Below are 18,542 nucleotides of genomic sequence, written 5' to 3' on the forward strand. Positions count from 1 at the left end.
TTGTGGACAGTGCCGGAATGTCAGGCCGCAATCGCCTGATTTTCGCACCATTGTATGAAAGCCTGACGTTCCGCATCCGTCATGTGCAGGCCATGCTTGGTTCGCCGTTCCAGAATGTCGTCCGGCCGCCGCGCCCACTCCTTCTCCATCAGGAAGCGAGCCTCGCGCTCCGTCAAAAGCGGACCGAAGAAGGTGCCGAGATCGGCAAGGCTGGACGCCCCCTCCAGAAGCCAGCGCATGCGCGTGCCGTAAAGCCGGGCGTAATGCGTGACAAGGGCTGGCGGCAGCCAGGGATACTGCCGGCGCTGTTCGGCGAGGAATGTTTCGAAATCTGCGCCGGGCATTTCGCCACCGGGCAGCGGCACCTGCGAGGTCCAGGCCGGCGCCATTTCGGGAAAGAACGGCTTCAGTCGCTCGATGGCATGGTCGGCCAGCTTGCGGAAAGTGGTGATCTTGCCGCCGAAGACCGATAGCAGCGGCGCCTGTCCCTCGGGCGCATCCACCTCGAAGACATAGTCGCGGGTGACCGCCGACGGATTGTCGGAATTGTCGTCGTAAAGCGGGCGCACGCCGGAGAAGCTGTGCACGATGTCGGCAGGCGTCAGCTGCGTCTTGAAATAGCGGTTCACCGCCTTCAGCAGGTAATCCACCTCGTTTTCGGCAATCTTCACATCCTCGGGCTTGCCGTCATAGGGAATGTCGGTCGTGCCGATCAGCGCCATGTCGTTCTCATACGGGTTGATGAAGATGACGCGCTTGTCGTTGTTCTGCACCAGATAGGCGTTCGGCCCCTCCCAGAACTTCCGCACGATGATGTGGCTGCCCTTGACGAGGCGCACGCTGCGCGACGAATTCAGGCCCGCCACCCGGCCGATGACCTCGTTGACCCAGGGCCCGGCCGTATTGGCAATGGCGCGGGCTTTCCTCTGCCGCTTGGCCCCCGTCACCACATCCGTCATCTCGATCTGCCAGAGCCCTTCCACGCGCCGGACGGAGGTGCAGGCCGTGCGGGTATAGACCTCGGCACCGCGCATGGAGGCATCGAGCGCATTCAGGAGAACGAGGCGGGCATCATCCACCCAGCAGTCGGAATATTCGAAGGCCTTGCGGTATTGCGGCTTGATCGCCTTGCCTTCGGGCGCGGTGGCAAGGTTCAGCACCCGCGTGCCCGGCAGCCGCTTGCGGCCGCCAAGGTGATCGTAGAGGAAGAGACCGAGGCGCACGAGCCAGGCGGGCCGGTCTTCCGGATTGTGCGGCAGAACGAAGCGCAGCGGCCAGATGATATGCGGGGCATTCGCCAGCAGAACCTCGCGCTCGATCAGCGCCTCGCGCACCAGACGGAACTCGTAGTATTCGAGATAGCGAAGCCCGCCATGCACGAGCTTGCCGGAGCGCGAACTGGTGCCCTGCGCCAGATCGTCCTTCTCGCACAGCACGACGGAAAGGCCGCGTCCCACGGCATCGCGGGCAATCCCCGCGCCGTTCACGCCGCCGCCGATGACGAAGAGATCAACGATCTCGTCTTCCCTTTTGCTCATGGTTTCGTCTCTCCTTTCAGCGTCAGCGGGACCGGCGGTCCATCAGCATGGGTTCACGGGCGGCAGACCGGCGATATAGCGCCGGACTTCCTCGGCCGCCATCTCTGCGGCATAGGTCACGGTGCGCACCGAGGCGCCGGCAATGTGCGGGGTCAGCGTCACGTTCGGCAGTTGCAGCAGCGGCCAGTCGGCCGGCACGGGCTCCACCGCGAAGGTTTCCAGCATGGCGCTGTAGAGATGGCCGGAGGTGAGCGCCTCGTAAAGCGCATCATAATCGACCAGCGGCCCGCGCGCCGTGTTCACGAAGATGGCGCCCTTCTTCATCTTGGCGAAGGTCCCGGCATTCATCATCTGCCGCGTCTCTTCCGTCACGCGAGGATGCAGCGTCACGACGTCGGAGCGCGACAGCAGATCGTCGAGCGAGACGTGCTCGACGCCGGCATTGCGGTCCTCGGCAGAGAGCTGCACATAGGGATCGTGCACGAGTACTTTGGTGCCGAAGGCGCGCAACAGCCGCACGACCTTGGTCCCGATATTGCCGTAGCCGACGACGCCGACCGTCATTTCGCACAGTTCCCGGCCCGTCACATCGGCCCGGTAGAGATCGCCCCGCCACTCGCCCTTGCGCAACGATTCGTGGCCGGAGCGGATGAGGCGCGTTTCAGCGAGAATGGCGCCGATCGTGAATTCGGAGACCGCACCGGCATTGCGGCCGGGCGTGTTGACGACGAGGACGCCGGCCTCGCGCGCCGCCTTCATGTCGATATTGACAGGTCCACCGCGCGATACCGCGATCAGCTTCAGAGACGGAAGCTGCGCGAGAATACCCTTGGAGAACGGCGCAAGCTGGGTGATGACGATCTCCGCATCAGCAACGAAATCAACGATTTCGTCGGCCGTCCCCATATATTCCTTCAATCCGTCCATGCCCTCGACAGCGTAGCCGTGCTCCATGGGCTCGTCCGGCCAGGGCTGCTGAAGCATGCGGATATCGTGGTCCTCGCCACAAGCCTCGACGATCTTCTCGCGGAAGACCTCCGGCAGCATGAAACGGTCGCCAATGATCGCGATCTTCTTCATCGGGTCATGTCCTTCAGATCAGTGTGTACGCCTTGCAGCGCCGGCCAGACAGGCCGAAGCGCCTGCCGCGACTGGTGGTAGACGGGGAAAATGCTGTCGAACCGCTCTTTGAGCGCGGCATCGACGGGTTCGGCTGGCCGCTGGCAGGGCGTGACCCACTCCGCCACGCAGGCCGCCATGTCCGGGTAGAGCCCGAGGCTGACCGCCGCGATCATCGCGGTGCCGGCAGCACCCGCCTCCTCCCGCTCGCTGGTCTGCACCGATGCGCCGAGCGCACCGCCGAGAATGCGCCGCAGCGAGGCCGAGCGCGCAGCCCCGCCCGTCAGCCGCACGCGCGCCGGCAGCGGCCCCATGGCGGCGTAGCAATCGCGTGCCGCAAGCGCCAGCCCCTCGAACACCGAGCGGACCAGATCACTGAAACCATGCGCGCTGGAAAGCCCGATGAAGGAGGCCCGCGCCGAGGCGTCGACGAAAGGTCCGCGCTCGCCCGCATCCGAAATATAGGGCTGGTAAAGCACCGGCGCGTCGCCGGCCTTCGACAGCCATGTCTCGACATGGGCAAGCAGGTCGGCCTTGCTCTTCTCCACCCCCATGTCCTTCAGGATGCCGCCGGCCAGCGACAGGAGCCAGTCGATGTTGAGCGTCGCCGCCATGTTCGACTGCATCTGCGCATAGACGCCCGGGATCGGCATGCACATGGTGTAGCCGGTCCGGTCGTCGTTCAACTGCACCTGGTCGGGCGTAGACGCAAGCCGCATGTGCATGCCCGTCGATCCCACGATCGAGCAGCCGGCATCCGTTCCAGGCTCGTAGAGCCCTGCCCCGAGCGCGGTGCAGACCACATCGACGTAGCCGAGCACGACAGGCGTGCCGGCCAGCAGGCCGGTTGCGGCCGCGGCAGCCTCGGAAAGCGGGTGATGCGTCGTGGCACCATCGACGATGTCAGGCAAAAGGCCGCGTTCACCCTTGAGATCGAGAAAGTCGATGACATCATCGCTATAGGCGCGGCGACGGAAATCGCCGAAGGAGAAACAGGCCTCCGACGGGTCGGTGGCGCGCACGCCCGTCAGGTTGAAATAGACCCAGTCCTTGCAGTGGAAGGCGGTGGTCGCGCCGGTCAGCATCTCCGGCGCATTCTCCTTCATCCACTTCAGCTGCGGCCCCTGCTGGCAGGCCGCAAGACCGGAGGCAGTGTTGGCGAAACGCGCGACGTCGCCGCTTTCGGCCCTGAGGCGATCAACGATGTCGCCGGCGCGCGCATCGAGCCACAACCAGCCGCCGCCGACGGGATCGCCCTTGCGGTCGATCAGCCATGTGCCGTCGCCCTGCGCGGTCACGGAGATTGCGATCACCCGGTTCTTCAGGTTCTCCACCTTGTCGGCAAGGTCGGAAAGCGTGCGGGCCGCATCCGCCCAGGTGCGGGCGAGATCCTGCACCACGCCGCCGCGCCCCACGCTCTGGTAGCTGTTTGCAATCGCAGCGGAGGCGATCTGCCGTCCCGTGCGGTCGAAGGCGACTGATTTCAGAACGGAAGTGCCGGCATCGATGCCGATCAGCACGTCACGCGTCCCGGAGGAGGTCATCTCAGGCAAGCTCCTGTCCGTGGCTGATCGCCTTGCCGCTGGCGCCATCAAAGACGTGCAGCGCTGCCGGATCAAGCCGGATGCCGACCGTTTCCCCTGCGGCAAGCCGGGTGCGGTCATGCTCGACCAGCACCAGCGTCGCACCGGCAAAGTCGGTCGCAATATGCGTCTGGTCGCCGAGCCACTGGTTCACGGCCACCCTTGCCGGCACGCCGCCTTCAGTGCGGCGCACCGCATAGGGACGGATGCCGAGCACAACATTCTTGCGGCCCGACAGCGCATTGCGCACCGCTGGCGAGAAATCCGACGCCGCGTAGGAGAGCTTCACGCCACCCGCAAGCCCGAAGGAAACGGCGCTTTCACCCGCCTCCACGCCGGCCTCGAAGACGTTCATCGGCGGCTCGCCGACGAAGGTGCCGGTGAAGAGATTGGCCGGCCGCTCCTTGATCATCTGCGGCGTATCGAACTGCTGCAGCACGCCGCCTTCCATGACCGCGATCCGGTCGGCAAGCGCATTGGCCTCCGTCTGGTCGTGGGTGACGAGGATGGCGGTCAGCCCCCGCTCCTTGATGAAATGCTTGATGCGGCCGCGCAGAAGCGCACGCAGCTGCGGCTCCAGCTGGCCCATCGGCTCATCGAGCAGATGCAGGTCTGCATCGCGGATCAGCGCGCGGCCAAGCGAGGCGCGCTGCTGCTGACCGCCCGAAATCGAGCTCGGGTAGCGGCCGAGAATGTCCTCGATCTCCAGGAGCTTGGCGATATAGGCGACCTTCTTGTCCACCTCTGCCTGCGGCAGGCGCGAGGCCTTGAGCGCAAAGGCGATGTTCTCGCGCACCGTCAGCGGCGGATAGAGCGAGTAGCCCTCGAAGGCCATCGCCACATTGCGCTTGACAGGCGCGAGCATGTGCACCTCGCGCCCGCCAAGCGAGATCGTGCCGCGCGACACCGGCTCGAAACCGGCGATCATGCGCAGCGTCGAGGTCTTGCCGCAACCGGACGAGCCGAGCAGCGCGATGATCTCGCCCTTCTCGATCGTCATGGAAAGGTTCTTCACGGCATGCACGCCGTGGTCGATCGGCCCGTAGAACTTGTCGACGGCCTTGATGTTGAGGGCGGTCTGGCTCATGCCGCGGCTCCCTGTGTCTTTGCAGTCTGGCCGGTGGCAGCCACACGCTGGCCGGTCTCCTTGTCGAAGAGGAAGGTGGCAGCGCCATCGACCGCGATATGCGCCGTGCCGGCGACGGGCCCCGGCGTTCCGGCCGGCCGCGAGACGAGCACTTCGCGCCCGCCCGACACACGCACCAGCGTCACCGTCTTCTCGTTCAGCGGCGTTTCCGCCTCCACCTCGACCGGGATGGCGCCCGGCGTGCCGGCCTCCACGAAATGCAGCGTCTCCGGGCGAATGCCGATGACGAGGCTGCGCCCCGCAAGGCTTGCCGGCAGATGCGGCAAGGCGACCTTTACCCCCGACAGCTCCACCTCGACGCCGGTACCGGCCGCCTTCGGCGTCACGTCGAGCAGGTTGATGGTGGGATCGCCGAAGAGGCGGGCGATCTCGATATCGGCCGGCGCGTTGTAAATATCTTCCGGCGTGCCGATCTGGCGGATACGCCCCTTGGCCATGACGGCGATGCGGTCGCCGAGCGCCATGGCCTCCTTGTAGTCCTGCGTCACGTAGACGACCGTCGCTCCTTGCGCGGCGAGCAGACGCGGCAGTTCCAGACGCATCTCGAAACGCAGCTTCGCATCGACGTTGCGAAGCGGATCATCAAGCAGCAGCACCGGCGGCGATCCGACCAGTGCGCGGGCCAGCGCCGTGCGCTGCTTCTGGCCGTTCGACAGCGCCTTCGGATGATGCGACAGCACATGGTCGATCTTGAGCAGCTTCGCCACCTTGCCGACCCCCGCCGCGATCGCCTCCTTCGTGGAGCGCGTGGCCGTGAGCGGGCTCGCAATGTTGTCGAAGGCGCTCATATGCGGGAAGAGTGCGAAGTTCTGGAAGGCCATGCCGATGCCGCGATGCTCCGCATCGACGTCCGTCATGTCCTCGCCGCCGATCACGATGCGGCCCTCTTCCGGCTCGATGACGCCGGCCACGAGGCGCAGCAGCACGGTCTTGCCGGCGCCGGAGGGACCGAACAGCACGAGGGTTTCGCCATCGGCGACATCGAGCGAGAGATTGTCGAGAACGGTCTGGCTCTTGTAGCGCTTGACGATGTTCTGGAGGCTGAGTGTGGTCATGATCCCTATCCTTTGACCGCGCCGAGCGACAGGCCTTCGACGAGGTAGCGCTGGGCGTAGAGAGCAAGGGCGAGCGTCGGCGTGATCGAGAGCACGATGGCGGCCGCGATCTGCCCGTACTGGATGCCCGACGCCGTGACGAAGGCGAGCGCGCCCACCGTCACCGGCTGCTTGTCGGCGGATGCCAGCACCAGCGCGAAGACGAAGTTGTTCCAGGCGAAGATGAAGGCGAGCAGACCGGCTGCCGCAATACCCGGACCGGCGAGCGGCAGCGCGATCTTGCGGAAGGTCGCGAACCAGGAATGCCCGGCGATACGGTAGGCATATTCGACGTCGGCCGAGATATCCTCGAAATAGCCGCGCACGATCCACAGGATCAGCGGCAGGCAGATCAGCTGGTAGACCCAGATGAGGCCGACATAGGTGTTGGAAAGCCCCATCCACTGGAAATACTGGGTGAGCGGCAGGAGCACGAGAAGCGGCGGTGCGAAGCGGAAGGAGAGCAGCGTGAAGGCGATGTCCTCCGAACCGCGGAACTTGTGCCGGGCAAAGGCGTAAGCCGCGGGCACACCGAGCACCAGCGCGATCGCGACCGACGACACCGACAGGAAGACGGAATTGAGCAGGTTCTTCATGAAGGCGATGTCGAGCGTGCCCGATGCCGTCTGAAGCTTGCCGGTGATCAGCGCCTGGTAGTTTTCAAGCGTCGGCGTGAAGATGACGGACGGCGGGATGGACAGGATCGTCTCGTTCGTCTGGAACGACATGAGCAGGATCCAGACGATCGGGAACATGAAGAAGATGACGACGAGTGTCAGGGCGACACCGCGCAGCACCTTTTCGAGCGCAGATGTGGTTTCCATGGCGGATCCCCTCAGGCTTCGCCGCGAGCGCGTTCGCGCAGCCGCAGCCAGTGTTTGATGAAGACGTTGGACAGCGTGTAGGTGATGGCCCACAGGATGATCATCAGCGCCGCGGATCGGCCGACATTGGTCGACTGGAAGAAGTTGAGATAGGCCTCGACCTGGAAGACGGTCAGCGTATCGCCGGGCCCGCCTTGGGTCATCGCATAGATGATGTCGAACTGCTGGATGCTGTCGAGGAGGCGGAAGAGCGTCGCCGTCAGGATGTAGGGCGTCAGCATCGGCAGCGTGATGCGGAAGAAGACGAAGCTGCGCGGTACGCCATCGAGTGCCGCCGCCTCGAAGGGCTGGGTCGGCAGCGAACGAAGACCGGCCAGAAGCAGGATCATGATGAAGGGCGTGTAGACCCAGATATCGACGAGAACCACCGTCAACAGCGCCGTATCCGGCGAGGAGGCCCAGCGGAAATTGTCGATCCCGATAAGCGTCAGCAGGTAACTCAGGATACCAAAGCCCGGATTGGTCATCAGCTTCCACATCAGCGCGGCCAGCGCCGGCGCCGTCATCAGCGGCAGAAGCAGCATGATCGAGACGAAATTGTTGATGGTGGAGCGGCGCTGCAAGAGCAGCGCAATGCCGAGACCCAACAGAAGCTCGAGCCCGACCGTGATGATCGCATAGCTCAGCGACACCTTCAACGTGCTCCAGAAGCCCGGATCGGTCAGGAAGGTGATGTAGTTTTCACCCCAGTTCCACTTGCGGGCGAAGGGCTGGGACAGCCGGTAGCGCTGGAAGGAATAGACCACCGCCGTGAAGAACGGGATGAGAATGCCGATGCAGACCAGAAGCGCCGGCAGGCTGAGCACGTAAGGAAGCGCCCGCTTCGAAATCTTGAAACCGGAGCCCGATCTGGCGGCTTTGGCGACCGTAGCCATCTTTGTCTCCATTGTCCTGGAGGTGTCGTTAGAACAGCCTTGCCCCGGCGCGGCACGCGCCGCGGGCCTCGGGAAAGGCTGCATGAATGGATATTGCCGGCCCGTGCGACGAAAACGCCATGGCCTGGCTTGGAGCACCGTCGAGGCGCTCCTGCCGTCTTCACCCTCTGCCCGCCACGCCTGACACCGGCGGGCAGAGGGGCCGCGCGCCTGGCAAAAGCCTGGCGCGCCTTCCTCCTCAGGAAGCCCTTTTCAAAGGGAAGGCCGAAGAAGACGAAAGAGATGCGGCCGGACGCAAGGGAGAGCGCGCCCGGCCGCCGGGAGAGCTGAAATCAGCCGAGGCCGGCTTCCTTGAGCTGGGTGTTGACGCTTTCGGCGAGCTGGTCGAGACCTTCGTCCACCGGCACTTCCTTCGCCACCATCTTCTGAAGCGTTGCCGCCCATTCGGTGGTGAGATCGAAGAACAGCGGCTGCGGCGTGAACTTGATCGAGGCGCCCGGTGCAGAGGTGTCGTGCATCTCCACATAGCCCGGATAGCTCTTGTTCAGACGCTCGCGGAACATCTCGTCCTTCCAGACCGACTTGCGGACCGGGTTGACGAAGTCCATCTTCGTGGCGCCGAAGATGGCGTGTTCCGGACCGGAAGCCCACTGCATGAAGTACCAGGTGGCGTCCTTGTCCTTCGAGAAGTTGGACATGGCGAGCGACCAGATCCAGATGTTCGGCGTCGGACCCTTGGCGGCCGGGTTGGCGGCAAAGGGTGCATAGGCCAGCTTGCCGGCCATCTTGTTGCCCGCGCCGTTCATGAAGTAGCCGAGAATGTCGGCGTCGTAGATCATGGCGGACGCGCCGGCGCCGAGATCGGTACCGACCTGATACCAGGTGTAGGTCGACCAGTCCTTCGGGCCGCTTTCCTGGATCATCTGCACCCACTTGGCGTGGTAGGCCTTCGATTCGGCCGTGTTCATGGCTGCCGAAAGCTTGCCGTCCTCGGCAACGTTCAGGTCCTTCTGGTCGAAGTTGGCATAGCCGGAGAGGAAGCCCGGATGGATCGTCGCCCAGGAGCGCGAGCCGCGAACGCCGATGCCGTAGACGCCGCCGCCCACATCCTTCGAAAGCTTGGCAGAGGCGACAACGAGTTCGTCAATGTTCTTCGGAACCTCGACGCCGGCCTTCTTGAACATTTCCTGGTTGTAGGAAATGTTGTTCTGCTCGTAACCCCACGGAATGCACCACTGCTTGGCGTCTTCCGAACCGAGCTTGCCGCCGGGAACACCGTTCCAGGCGCAGGAGCCCTTCACGCCCTCGATCATGTCGTCCCAGGCGTAGTTCGGGTTGGTCTTGGCGGGGTCCTTGATCCACTCGTTGAGGTCGGTGATCCAGCCGGCCGGACCGTAGGTCCAGGTCATGTAGGCGCCGGTCATGAAGGCGTCGTATTCCGACGAGGAGGACGACAGCGCCGCCGTCACCTTGTCGAAGTAGACGTCTTCCGGGAACACGTCGTAGGTGACTTCAATGCCCGTCAGATCCTTGAAGGTCTGGAGGTTGGCGATCATCGCGTCGGCATAGGGGTGCTTGTTGAGCAGAAGCTTCAGCTTCTTGCCCGAATGCGCCTTCCAGTCGAAATCGGCGGCCAGCGCCTGCGTCGACATCATGTTGAACAGCGTGCCGGCCGTTCCGGCCATCAGGCCGGCAGCACTCAGACCTTTCAGCATGCCGCGACGGTCTACCTCACCGCGCAGGAACGCGCTGATCAGGTCTTTTTCCTTTTCATACATCGGTTCTCTCCTCCTTGATGGGTAACATTCGCTCCTCCGAGCATGCCGTCTACCCGACCGGCACCTTCCCGACGGCACCACCCTCCCCGGATGGCCACCACCGGCAAATCCTCACTCTCAGCCCTTCGCCAGTTCCCGCGCCGTGCGCTCGTCCGTGATCAGGCCGCTCAAATATCCACTCTTGAGGACAGACAGCATGGCCGCCGCCTTCACCTTGCCGCCGGCAATGGCCAGTGAACGGTTCCGGCGCAGATCCTCCCGCGCCAGCGTGAAGGTCCGGTCCGACAGCGTCGTCTCGATCGGCTGACCGTCTGCATCGAAGAAGTGGCCCAGCAACTCGCCGACAGCACCCGCATCCATCACGTCCTGGAACTCCGAGCGCTCGATCATGCCCGTCGCAACCAGCGAGGCCTCGCGCTCGACGGTACCGATGCCGACCAGCAGAAGATCGGCCGAGGCGGCCAGCTCGAACACCTCGCGCACGCCGCGCTGGCTGAAGAGCACGTCGCGATCCTCCACCGTATTGGCGAAAAACGGCACGGGCATCACATAGGCTTCGGCACGCGTCCGCTCGGCGAGGCGATGGATCACGTCATGCGGATTGGCCGAGAATTTGCGCGTGAGGCCGCCGAGCAACGACACGAAGCGCACATCGTCGCGCGCCATGCGCGGCAGATATTCGACCGCGGCGGCAAGTGTCCGGCCATGGCCGACCCCGATCAGCTTGGCCTCGCCCCGCTCGATCTCGCGCTTCAGAAACTGCGCGCCGGCAATGCCGAGCGCCTTCAGCGGCAGGTCGTCCGCATCGAAATCCGGCACGACCTCGCAATAATCCAGCCCGAAGCGATCGGCGATCTGCCGCTCCAACTCCACGCATTCGGACACGTCGCCGTCGATATAGACCTTCACCAACCCATCCTGGTTGGCCTTCATGATCAGACGATGGGCCTTCAGCGACGTCAGACCCAGCCGCTTGGCCACCTCCGCCTGCGTGAGGCCGCCGGCATAGTGCAACCATGCAGCACGGGTCGCCATGCTGGTCTCATCGTCCCGCAGATTTCCTCCCAGACTGGCCATGCTCCCCACCACGTCCGCTCTTCAGCCTGATATTTTTTTCGAAGACTGAAAATTCTTTCGTGCGAAAAATTTCACCAGCTGAAAATTTTGTCAAGCGAATTGCATGCGGCACCGCATCCATTCCACAGTGCGATGCGGGAGGGGGATTGCGAAGGTGGGGATGGAAGTGTCGCTACTCCGCCCGGATATGCCCGATCCTGCTGCGCGCGATCGTTTCGAAGGATTCCTCGTAGCCCGCGTCCGCATAACGGATGACGCCGAGTGCCGTATCGTTGGTCAGCGCGTGCGACAGCCGCTCGGCCGCAGCCGCAGTGCCGTCGGCAATGACGGTAACGCCGCAGCTCGTCATGAAACCGGCATAGCCACCGCCACCGGAGTGGACCACGACGAGGTCGGCCATGGAGGCCGTCAGCAGCATGGCGTCGAGGATCGGCCAGTCGGCGATGGCATCCGAACCGTCCTTCATCCGCTCCGTCATGATGTTGGGATGCGCCATGGCGCCGGCATCGAGATGGTCGCGGGAAAACGCGACCGGACCGGCAAGTGTGCCCTCCGCAACGAGCCGGTTGACAGCAAGCGCCAGTTCCGTCCGCTCCCCGTGGCCGAGCCAGGCGATGCGGGCCGGCAGGCCCTCGAAGGGCACATGGGCGCGTGCGAGCCGGATCCAATTGGTGACGATGCGGTTGTCGGGAAACATCTCCAGCAACAGGTCGTCGATGCGCGCAATGTCGCTTTCCTCGCCTGACAGCGCCATCCAGCGAAACGGGCCGATGGCCTGCGCAAAGAGCGGCCGCAGATAGGCCTCGGTGAAGATCGGAATGTCGAAGGCATCGGAAACGCCGCCCTCGCGCGCCTGCGTGCGGATCAGATTGCCATTGTCGAAGACCTCGGCGCCGGCCTTCTGGAAACCGAGCATCGCCGTGACATGCTCAACGATCGAGGCGCGGCTGGCGGCCATCAGCTGGCCCTGTCCGTCTTCGCGAAGGCCCCGCACCGTTTCGAGATCCATTCCCTTCGGCACATAGCCGTAGACGAGATCATGCGCGGACGTCTGGTCCGTGACGATGTCGGGAATGATGCCGCGCCGGAGGATTTCCGGATAGATCTCCGCCGCATTGCCGACGAGCCCGACGGACAGCGCCCGCTTTTCCTTCACCGCTTCGGCAATCATCGCGAGCGCCGTATCGAGATCCGGCGCGATCTCTTCGAGATAGCCGATCGCCTTGCGCTTTTCGGCGCGCACAGGATCGATATCGACGCAGAGGATCGCGGCGCCCGCCATGCGACCCGCCAGCGGCTGCGCCCCGCCCATGCCGCCAAGCCCGGCCGTCAGGATGAAGCGTCCGGCAAGCTCACCGTTGAAGCGCCGCTCGGCGATGCGCATGAAGATCTCGTAGGTGCCCTGGATGACGCCCTGACTGCCGATATACTGCCAGGCGCCCGCCGTCAGCCCGCCCCAGCAGATCAGCCCCTTGCGCTGCAACTCGTAGAACACCTCAGCCTTCGCCCACTGCCCGACAATGTTGCAGTTCGCCATGATCACCAGCGGCGCCTTCGCATGGGTCTTCAGGAGACCCACCGGCTTGCCGGACTGGATGATCAGCGTCTGGTCCTCGCCCATCTCCGTCAGCGCCTTTACGATCGCCCGATGCGCCGCCCAGTTGCGCGCCGCCTTGCCGAGGGCGGCATAGACGACGAGGTTGTCGGGGTCCTCGCCAACCGACAGCACGTTTTCGAGCAGCCGCAGCAGGGCCTCCTGCCGCCACCCCTTCGCGCGCAGCTCCGGCCCGCCGGGAATGGGGAAAGCGGGATGACGCGGATTGGGTTTCGGCATGGTCGTCTCCTTGTCGGTGTTGAGGGCGGGGCGGGAGCACCCCCCTCTGCCCTGCCGGGCATCTCCCCCTCAAGGGGGGGGGGGAGATTGGTTGGGGTGGGAACCTTGCCCCAATGAAACATTGCTCCCTGCGAAAACGAAGAGAGGCGGGACGTCGGCATGCCCAGCCGATCTCCCCCCTTGCGGGGGAGATGCCCGGCAGGGCAGAGGGGGGGGGTGAAACCTCACCCGCCGACGCCCCCCGCTACACGCTCTCCGCCAGCGCATACCGCGCGATCTCGATCCCCATCGCCTTCTCCACCGGCGGATAGACGCTCGGGTCGAGGACGCTGGATGCGAGCGGAATGATCGTCTTCGGCACATGCAGCACCAGAACGCGCATGCCGACGTGGAGCTCGCCGACGCTCAGGGGCTCGCCGGCCGTCGAAAGCGTCGTGATCACGTCCGGGAAGGTGGCAAGGCGGGCGCCGCCAGCGTCCTCGACGGCCATGTATTCGTTCATCACATGCAGCACGGTTCGCTTGTCGCCAGCGCCGAGCGTCACCGTGCCGATGTCGAAGGCTTCCCTGGTGTAGACGACGTCCTTCGCGGTGATCTCGCCTTCGGCGAGGATCGACCCGCCGGTGGTCTTGACGATGGCGTCGATGACGGCGCTCGCCCCTTTCGGCTCTGCGGCAAGGATCGCCTCGCCTAAAGCCAGTGCCAGCGAGATGCCGCCGAGTGCCGCGTTCCGGCGCACATAGGAGGCTCGCAGCGGATTGCGGCAGGAGGCGATGAAGCCGCCGGACATGTCGGAGGCCGTGCGCAGGACCGGCGAGACCTTGGCCGTCGCCCCGCGCACCACGAGTTCGATATAGCGGTTCTCCGCCCGATTGCCGCCGACCGCCGTCTGGATCATCGGTTCGGGCGAGCCCGCCATGCCGATCGAGCCCATGTCGCCGGTCGGATGCGCGCGGATGTCGCCCACGGCATCCAGCACCTTCGTGCCGAGAATGGCCGAGGGCAGCCAGCCATTCAGCGTCGAGGAGCGGCCGTTCTGGCCCACCATCAGCGCCGCCAGCGGTTCGCCGAGCGCCTCCTGCAACAATTGCACGGCCTTGACGTAATCGACGCCCTGCATTTCCCAGGCCGTCGTGGAGGCCGGCGCGCCGATCGCGGCTGCTGTCGCCACCCAGTCCTCTTCCTTCAGTTCATCGATCGAGACCAGCTCCGGCCGGCCAATGGAGACGGCCGCGCGCCCCAGCATGCGGCCATGATCGGCCCAGCCGCCGCCGCCCGCCGCATAGATCGAGCCGCCGCGCACGGCCGCCTCGACATCCGTCTCCCTAAGAATGCGTCCCATCGGTTCCGATCTCCTGCAGGGTTTTGTCGAGACGCCGCACGGCCTCGTAGAGAACCGCGGCGCCCAGCGTGATGTCGTCCGTATCCGCCCACTCGTCCGGCGTATGGGACCGCCCGTCGCGACAGGCGACGAAGATCATGGCCGAGCGCGTGATGCGCGCCAGCCAGGCCGCATCGTGCCCGGCACCAGACGCCATGCGGCGGCGGCTGGCGCCGAGCTCAAGGCAGGCCGTGTCGAGGGCATCGATGAGGATGCGGTCGGACGGCGTCGGCGGATTGTCGGAGATGACCTTGGGGGGCGCGATCTCCGCGCCCGTCTCCGCCGCCACCTCGCCGGCAAGCGCGCTTACCGCGCCCAGAAAAAGCTCCATCCGCGCCCGGTCCTCGGCCCGCGCATCGATCAGCAGCCGGGCCCGCGACGGCACGACATTGGCCGCATTCGGCTCGATCGCGAACTCACCGACCGTTGCGGTAAAGTGCGTCGGCCCCTCCGAAAGCTGCCGTGCGATCGCCTCAACGCCCGTCACCAGCCGCGCCCCGGCCGAAAGCGCATCGATCCGCCGGTCCATCGGCGTCGTGCCGGCATGGTCTGCCCGCCCCTCCACCACGATTTCCACGCGGGTGATGCCGGCAATGGCGGTCACGAGGCCGATATCTGAGCGCTCCGCCTCCAGCACCGGCCCCTGCTCGATATGCAGTTCGAGAAAGGCGCGGATATCCGTCCGCTTCAAAGCCGCCAGTCGCGAGGGATCGCCGCCCGCCTCGATGAGCCCCTGCCGCAGCGTCAGGTCGCCGGCCTGCCGGCTGAGCCAGCCATCCGGCAGAAGCCCGGCCATGCCCCGGCTGCCGATGCAGGAGACACCGAAGATCGAAACTTCCTCGGCGAGGAAATCGACGATCTCCAGATCGTGGTCGAGCCTGATACCGTTCTCTTCGAGCCCCCGCGCCACCTCCAGCGCCGCCGCAAGGCCGGCAATACCGTCGAAACGCCCGCCCTCCGGCACCGTATCGGAATGGGAGCCGAGCATGATCGTGCCGAGACCGGGCCTTCGGCCCTTGCGCCGGCCGATGAGATTGCCGGCCGCATCGATGCGCGTTTCGAGGCCCGCGGCGCGGAAAGCACGATCGAGAAAGGCGCGTCCCTGAAGAAAGCGCGGCGTAAACGCACGGCGCGTATAGGGCCTGTCCGGCTCGGTGATGCGGGAAAGCTCCGCGATGAGATCGCCGATCGCCTCCGCGCGCACCGGCAGATTGCCGTCCGGCACCGCCATCATGCCCGCCACTCCGCCGCGATGACGGCCGGCGGTCGCACGAACCGGCCGATTCCCGGATCCGCCATCACCTGCCGCCCGTCGAAGACCTGTTGCCCGCGCAGCCACGTGCCCGCCACCCGCCACGGCAGCTCAATGCCGGTATAGGGAGACCAGCCGACCACATTGTGCCCGCTTGCCGCCGCATCATAGGTGAAAGGCTCCGGGGTCAGCACCGCGATATCGGCATCCTTGCCGATCTCCAGCGCGCCCTTGCGATGGTCGATGCGGAAATGCCGGGCCGGGTTCTTCGCCATCAGTTCGGCGGCCCGCGTCAGCGGAATGCCGCGCTCCAGCGCGCCCTTCACGAAGAGCGGCAGCATGACCTCCAGCCCCGGCACGCCCGACGCATTCTTCAGCATATCCGGATCGGTCTTGCGGTCCTCCGACCAGCTGACATGGTCGGTGGAGACCAGCGTGACGTTTCCGTCCGCCACATGCCGCCACAGCGCCTCGACTTCCGCGCGCGGACGGATCGGCGGGTTGATCTTGGCCTTGCCGCCAAGGCGCCGCACGTCGTTTTCCTCGTCGAGCACGAGATAGTGGATGCAGCATTCGATGGTCGCCGCGTGCCCGCTCGCGCGGTAGGCGGCGGCAAGCGCGTAGCCGCGCGACAGCGAACAATGCACCACATGGGCCGGGCAGCCGGTCTCCGCCCCCGTCTCGTAGATCTGCGTTGTCGCCAAAAGCTCGGCAAGAGGCGGCCGCGACAGGGCGTGCGCGCGCCAGTCGGTGATCCCGCTCGCCCGCACCGCGGCCATCGCCGCACGCACCGTCTCGTCATCCTCATTGTGGACACCGGCGGCAAGGCCGGTGGGCGCAATCGCCCGGAAGCAGTCGGCGAGAAGGTTTGGCGCGATGCGCGGAAAGCGTTTCGGATCCGTGCCGAAGGTGGAGAATTTGAAGGCGGCGACGCCGGCCTCCACCATCTCGCCGATCCGCCCCGGCCCCTCCTCCGGGTCGATCGTGCCGTAGAGCGCGAAGTCGATGCGCGCCTGCGCGCCGGCATGGGCGATCTTGCGGCGCACGGCGTCACCCGAACAGACGAGATCCCCCTCGTCATAGGGCATGTCGACGATGGTCGTGACCCCGCCGGCCGCCGCCGAGCGGGTAGACCAGACGAAATCCTCCTGGTTCTTCTGGGAGAGCGAATGCACCTGCGCATCGATGGCACCGGGCAGAATGAGTGCCTTGCCCAGATCATGCCGCTCCCGCGCCGCCGGCATCGCCCCCTGCCCGATGAAGGCGATCGTGCCATCGCGCACGGCCACATGACCCGCCTCCACGATGCGATCGGGGAGCACGACGGTGCCCTTCAGAACGAGATCGAAATCGCCCATCAGCCTGCCTCCCGCCCCGTTGAAACAGGGGCCATCGCCCCGCTGAGCGCGAAGCACTGGTCGAATTCCGGCATCGGCGCCAGACCGATGAGGCCGGCGAGGAAGTCCTCCGCGGAGAAGCTGCGGTCCAGCGCCTCGATCTCCAGCGAGAGCGGCCGGTCCTCGCGATAGGTGGCGCTGGTCGCGCGCACCCGCTCATAAGCCAGCAGCGCCACGCCGTCCGGCGCATCACCGGTCAGATCGATCGCCTGCGCCGACAGCATCGCCTCGATGGCGGCCATCTGGCGCAGATCCCGCACCTGCGTTTCCATCCGCTCCACGATCAGCGGCAGGAAGGTTGCCTCCTCCTCCAGCCCGCCGGCCACCACGATCGACTGGGCCGACAGAGGGACGGCGAGCGACTGCACGCGCATGTAGAGCTCCACCACCAGCTTCATCAGCGGCCCCATGCCGGTGGCGACGACGCCGGGGGCCACGAGGTTGACCGGCAGGTTGCGGCGAACACCGTTGGTGAGCTGGATGCAGCGGTTGAGGATGTTGCGGGCGACATGGGAAAAGGCGATCTGCGCCGTCTCCACATAGAGCGCCACCGTCAGCGGCAGCGAGGCACCCGAGGCCATCACCCGGTTGCCGATGACGACGGGATTGTCGTCGGAGACGTGGGTTGCCTCCACGATACGGCCCGCCGCCACCAGCAGCGTATCGACGGCCGCGCCGAAGACCTGCGCCGTCATGCGCAGCGAGAGCGGATCATGCACGCCGGAGGGGGCCGGCCAGCCCTCGCCCGTCGCCTGCCCGGCGAGCCAGGTCGCGGCCAGCGCCTCGCCACGCGTGCCGAGCTCAGCCGCGACCGTCCACGGATCGGCCGAGGCCCCGAGCGCCAGCGACGAGAGAAGCCCGGTGGCAAGGGCCACCCGCAGCGCCCGCGCCGCCTCGCGCAGCACGTCGGAGGTGGCGGCAAAGGCAATGGCATTGGTGCTGAGTGCCGCCAGCGCATCGCGCGGGCGAAGCCGCAGCGGCTGGAGCCCCGCCTGCCGCAGCGCCTCGCCGGCCGGCAGCAGCATGCCGTTGTAGAAGGCCTCGCCGCTACCCGTCAGCGCCGCCGCGATCTGGCCCATCAGCCCGATATCCGCGCAGCCGATAGAGCCGTGACGGCGCACGGCGGGAATGATCCCGCAGCGGAAGAGATCGGCAAAGGCGAGGATCAGCTGCGGGCTGCATCCGCTATGGCCGGTCAACGCGGTGTTGATGCGGATCGCCAGCGCCTTGCGCACCGTGGGCGCGGAAAAGAAGGGACCGGTGCCGAAATTGTGGGCGCGCACGAGTGCTGTGTTGAAAGCCTCGATGTCGTCGTCGCTCAACAGGCGGTCCTTCAGGGAGCCGACGCCGGTGTTGGAGCCGTAGACAGGCCGGCCCGCCGCCATGCTCTCCAGCACGACCTCATGCGCGAGCGCAGCCTTTGCGAGCCCCGCCTTGCCCGGCACCGGCACCAGCGCCCCCCGCCCGATGGCGTCGAGCGTGGCAAAATCGAGCGGATGGCCCGTCAGCACGAGCGGCGAGGAAGTCGGCATGCGGTCGCGGTCTCCGGCAATGCGCGCTCGGACGGGAGGGCCGCCGGGCCC

The 18,542-nt window shown here is 65.8% G+C and carries 14 protein-coding genes; all 14 read right to left on the bottom strand.

All coding sequences use genetic code 11. From position 1 onward, the window contains the following. Positions 1-20: 20 nt before the first annotated feature. Entirely contained in the window at positions 21-1,538 is a 1,518-nt protein-coding gene (locus tag ACED18_RS05780; RefSeq protein ID WP_377289861.1) for a glycerol-3-phosphate dehydrogenase, read from the bottom strand. 42 nt (positions 1,539-1,580) lie between these two features. Continuing rightward, the gene (locus ACED18_RS05785) at positions 1,581-2,618 is read right to left on the bottom strand and encodes a 2-hydroxyacid dehydrogenase (RefSeq protein ID WP_377289863.1); all 1,038 of its coding nucleotides are present in this window, start codon (positions 2,616-2,618) and stop codon (positions 1,581-1,583) included. Next, the gene (locus ACED18_RS05790) at positions 2,615-4,201 is read right to left on the bottom strand and encodes an FGGY-family carbohydrate kinase (RefSeq protein ID WP_377289865.1); all 1,587 of its coding nucleotides are present in this window, start codon (positions 4,199-4,201) and stop codon (positions 2,615-2,617) included. Before ACED18_RS05790 ends, ACED18_RS05785 begins: the two co-directional genes overlap by 4 nt. Position 4,202: 1 nt before the next feature. Then, positions 4,203-5,327: an ABC transporter ATP-binding protein gene (locus ACED18_RS05795; protein WP_377289867.1), complete on the bottom strand. Its 1,125-nt coding sequence runs from the start codon at positions 5,325-5,327 to the stop codon at positions 4,203-4,205. Then, the gene (locus ACED18_RS05800) at positions 5,324-6,442 is read right to left on the bottom strand and encodes an ABC transporter ATP-binding protein (RefSeq protein ID WP_377289869.1); all 1,119 of its coding nucleotides are present in this window, start codon (positions 6,440-6,442) and stop codon (positions 5,324-5,326) included. The genes ACED18_RS05795 and ACED18_RS05800 overlap by 4 nt, the downstream gene beginning before the upstream one ends. A gap of 5 nt (positions 6,443-6,447) precedes the next feature. Beyond that, entirely contained in the window at positions 6,448-7,305 is an 858-nt protein-coding gene (locus ACED18_RS05805; RefSeq protein ID WP_377289871.1) for a carbohydrate ABC transporter permease, read from the bottom strand. Between the two features lie 11 nt (positions 7,306-7,316). Next, positions 7,317-8,240, bottom strand: a complete 924-nt coding sequence (locus tag ACED18_RS05810) for a carbohydrate ABC transporter permease (RefSeq protein ID WP_377289873.1) — start codon at positions 8,238-8,240, stop codon at positions 7,317-7,319. A 332-nt stretch (positions 8,241-8,572) separates the two neighbouring features. Then, positions 8,573-10,018, bottom strand: a complete 1,446-nt coding sequence (locus ACED18_RS05815; protein WP_377289875.1) for an ABC transporter substrate-binding protein — start codon at positions 10,016-10,018, stop codon at positions 8,573-8,575. 117 nt (positions 10,019-10,135) lie between these two features. Further along, a complete protein-coding gene (locus ACED18_RS05820; protein ID WP_377289877.1) occupies positions 10,136-11,095 on the bottom strand; it encodes a sugar-binding transcriptional regulator in 960 nt (319 codons plus the stop codon). A gap of 172 nt (positions 11,096-11,267) precedes the next feature. Beyond that, positions 11,268-12,929 (bottom strand): urocanate hydratase, encoded by a 1,662-nt coding sequence (locus tag ACED18_RS05825; protein ID WP_377289879.1) that lies wholly within the window; start codon positions 12,927-12,929, stop codon positions 11,268-11,270. A 244-nt stretch (positions 12,930-13,173) separates the two neighbouring features. After that, positions 13,174-14,271 carry a DUF917 domain-containing protein gene (locus ACED18_RS05830; RefSeq protein ID WP_377289881.1) on the bottom strand — a complete coding sequence of 366 codons (1,098 nt, stop codon included), beginning with the start codon at positions 14,269-14,271 and terminating at the stop codon, positions 13,174-13,176. Next, entirely contained in the window at positions 14,255-15,541 is a 1,287-nt protein-coding gene (locus tag ACED18_RS05835) for a Zn-dependent hydrolase (protein ID WP_377291065.1), read from the bottom strand. Before ACED18_RS05835 ends, ACED18_RS05830 begins: the two co-directional genes overlap by 17 nt. Next, entirely contained in the window at positions 15,541-16,920 is a 1,380-nt protein-coding gene (locus ACED18_RS05840; RefSeq protein WP_377289883.1) for a dihydroorotase family protein, read from the bottom strand. Before ACED18_RS05840 ends, ACED18_RS05835 begins: the two co-directional genes overlap by 1 nt. Continuing rightward, positions 16,920-18,491: an aromatic amino acid lyase gene (locus ACED18_RS05845; RefSeq protein ID WP_377289885.1), complete on the bottom strand. Its 1,572-nt coding sequence runs from the start codon at positions 18,489-18,491 to the stop codon at positions 16,920-16,922. Before ACED18_RS05845 ends, ACED18_RS05840 begins: the two co-directional genes overlap by 1 nt. Between the last annotated feature and the right edge of the window lie 51 nt (positions 18,492-18,542).

This window comes from Rhizobium sp. SG2393 (assembly GCF_042610495.1).
Classification (GTDB): Bacteria; Pseudomonadota; Alphaproteobacteria; order Rhizobiales; family Rhizobiaceae; genus RU20A.

Coding starts and splice junctions, on each gene's coding strand:
- ACED18_RS05780 (WP_377289861.1), bottom strand. CDS start 1,538: ATGAGCAAAAGGGAAGACGAGATCGTTGATCTCTTCGTCATCGGCGGC.
- ACED18_RS05785 (WP_377289863.1), bottom strand. CDS start 2,618: ATGAAGAAGATCGCGATCATTGGCGACCGTTTCATGCTGCCGGAGGTC.
- ACED18_RS05790 (WP_377289865.1), bottom strand. CDS start 4,201: ATGACCTCCTCCGGGACGCGTGACGTGCTGATCGGCATCGATGCCGGC.
- ACED18_RS05795 (WP_377289867.1), bottom strand. CDS start 5,327: ATGAGCCAGACCGCCCTCAACATCAAGGCCGTCGACAAGTTCTACGGG.
- ACED18_RS05800 (WP_377289869.1), bottom strand. CDS start 6,442: ATGACCACACTCAGCCTCCAGAACATCGTCAAGCGCTACAAGAGCCAG.
- ACED18_RS05805 (WP_377289871.1), bottom strand. CDS start 7,305: ATGGAAACCACATCTGCGCTCGAAAAGGTGCTGCGCGGTGTCGCCCTG.
- ACED18_RS05810 (WP_377289873.1), bottom strand. CDS start 8,240: ATGGCTACGGTCGCCAAAGCCGCCAGATCGGGCTCCGGTTTCAAGATT.
- ACED18_RS05815 (WP_377289875.1), bottom strand. CDS start 10,018: ATGTATGAAAAGGAAAAAGACCTGATCAGCGCGTTCCTGCGCGGTGAG.
- ACED18_RS05820 (WP_377289877.1), bottom strand. CDS start 11,095: ATGGCCAGTCTGGGAGGAAATCTGCGGGACGATGAGACCAGCATGGCG.
- ACED18_RS05825 (WP_377289879.1), bottom strand. CDS start 12,929: ATGCCGAAACCCAATCCGCGTCATCCCGCTTTCCCCATTCCCGGCGGG.
- ACED18_RS05830 (WP_377289881.1), bottom strand. CDS start 14,271: ATGGGACGCATTCTTAGGGAGACGGATGTCGAGGCGGCCGTGCGCGGC.
- ACED18_RS05835 (WP_377291065.1), bottom strand. CDS start 15,541: ATGGCGGTGCCGGACGGCAATCTGCCGGTGCGCGCGGAGGCGATCGGC.
- ACED18_RS05840 (WP_377289883.1), bottom strand. CDS start 16,920: ATGGGCGATTTCGATCTCGTTCTGAAGGGCACCGTCGTGCTCCCCGAT.
- ACED18_RS05845 (WP_377289885.1), bottom strand. CDS start 18,491: ATGCCGACTTCCTCGCCGCTCGTGCTGACGGGCCATCCGCTCGATTTT.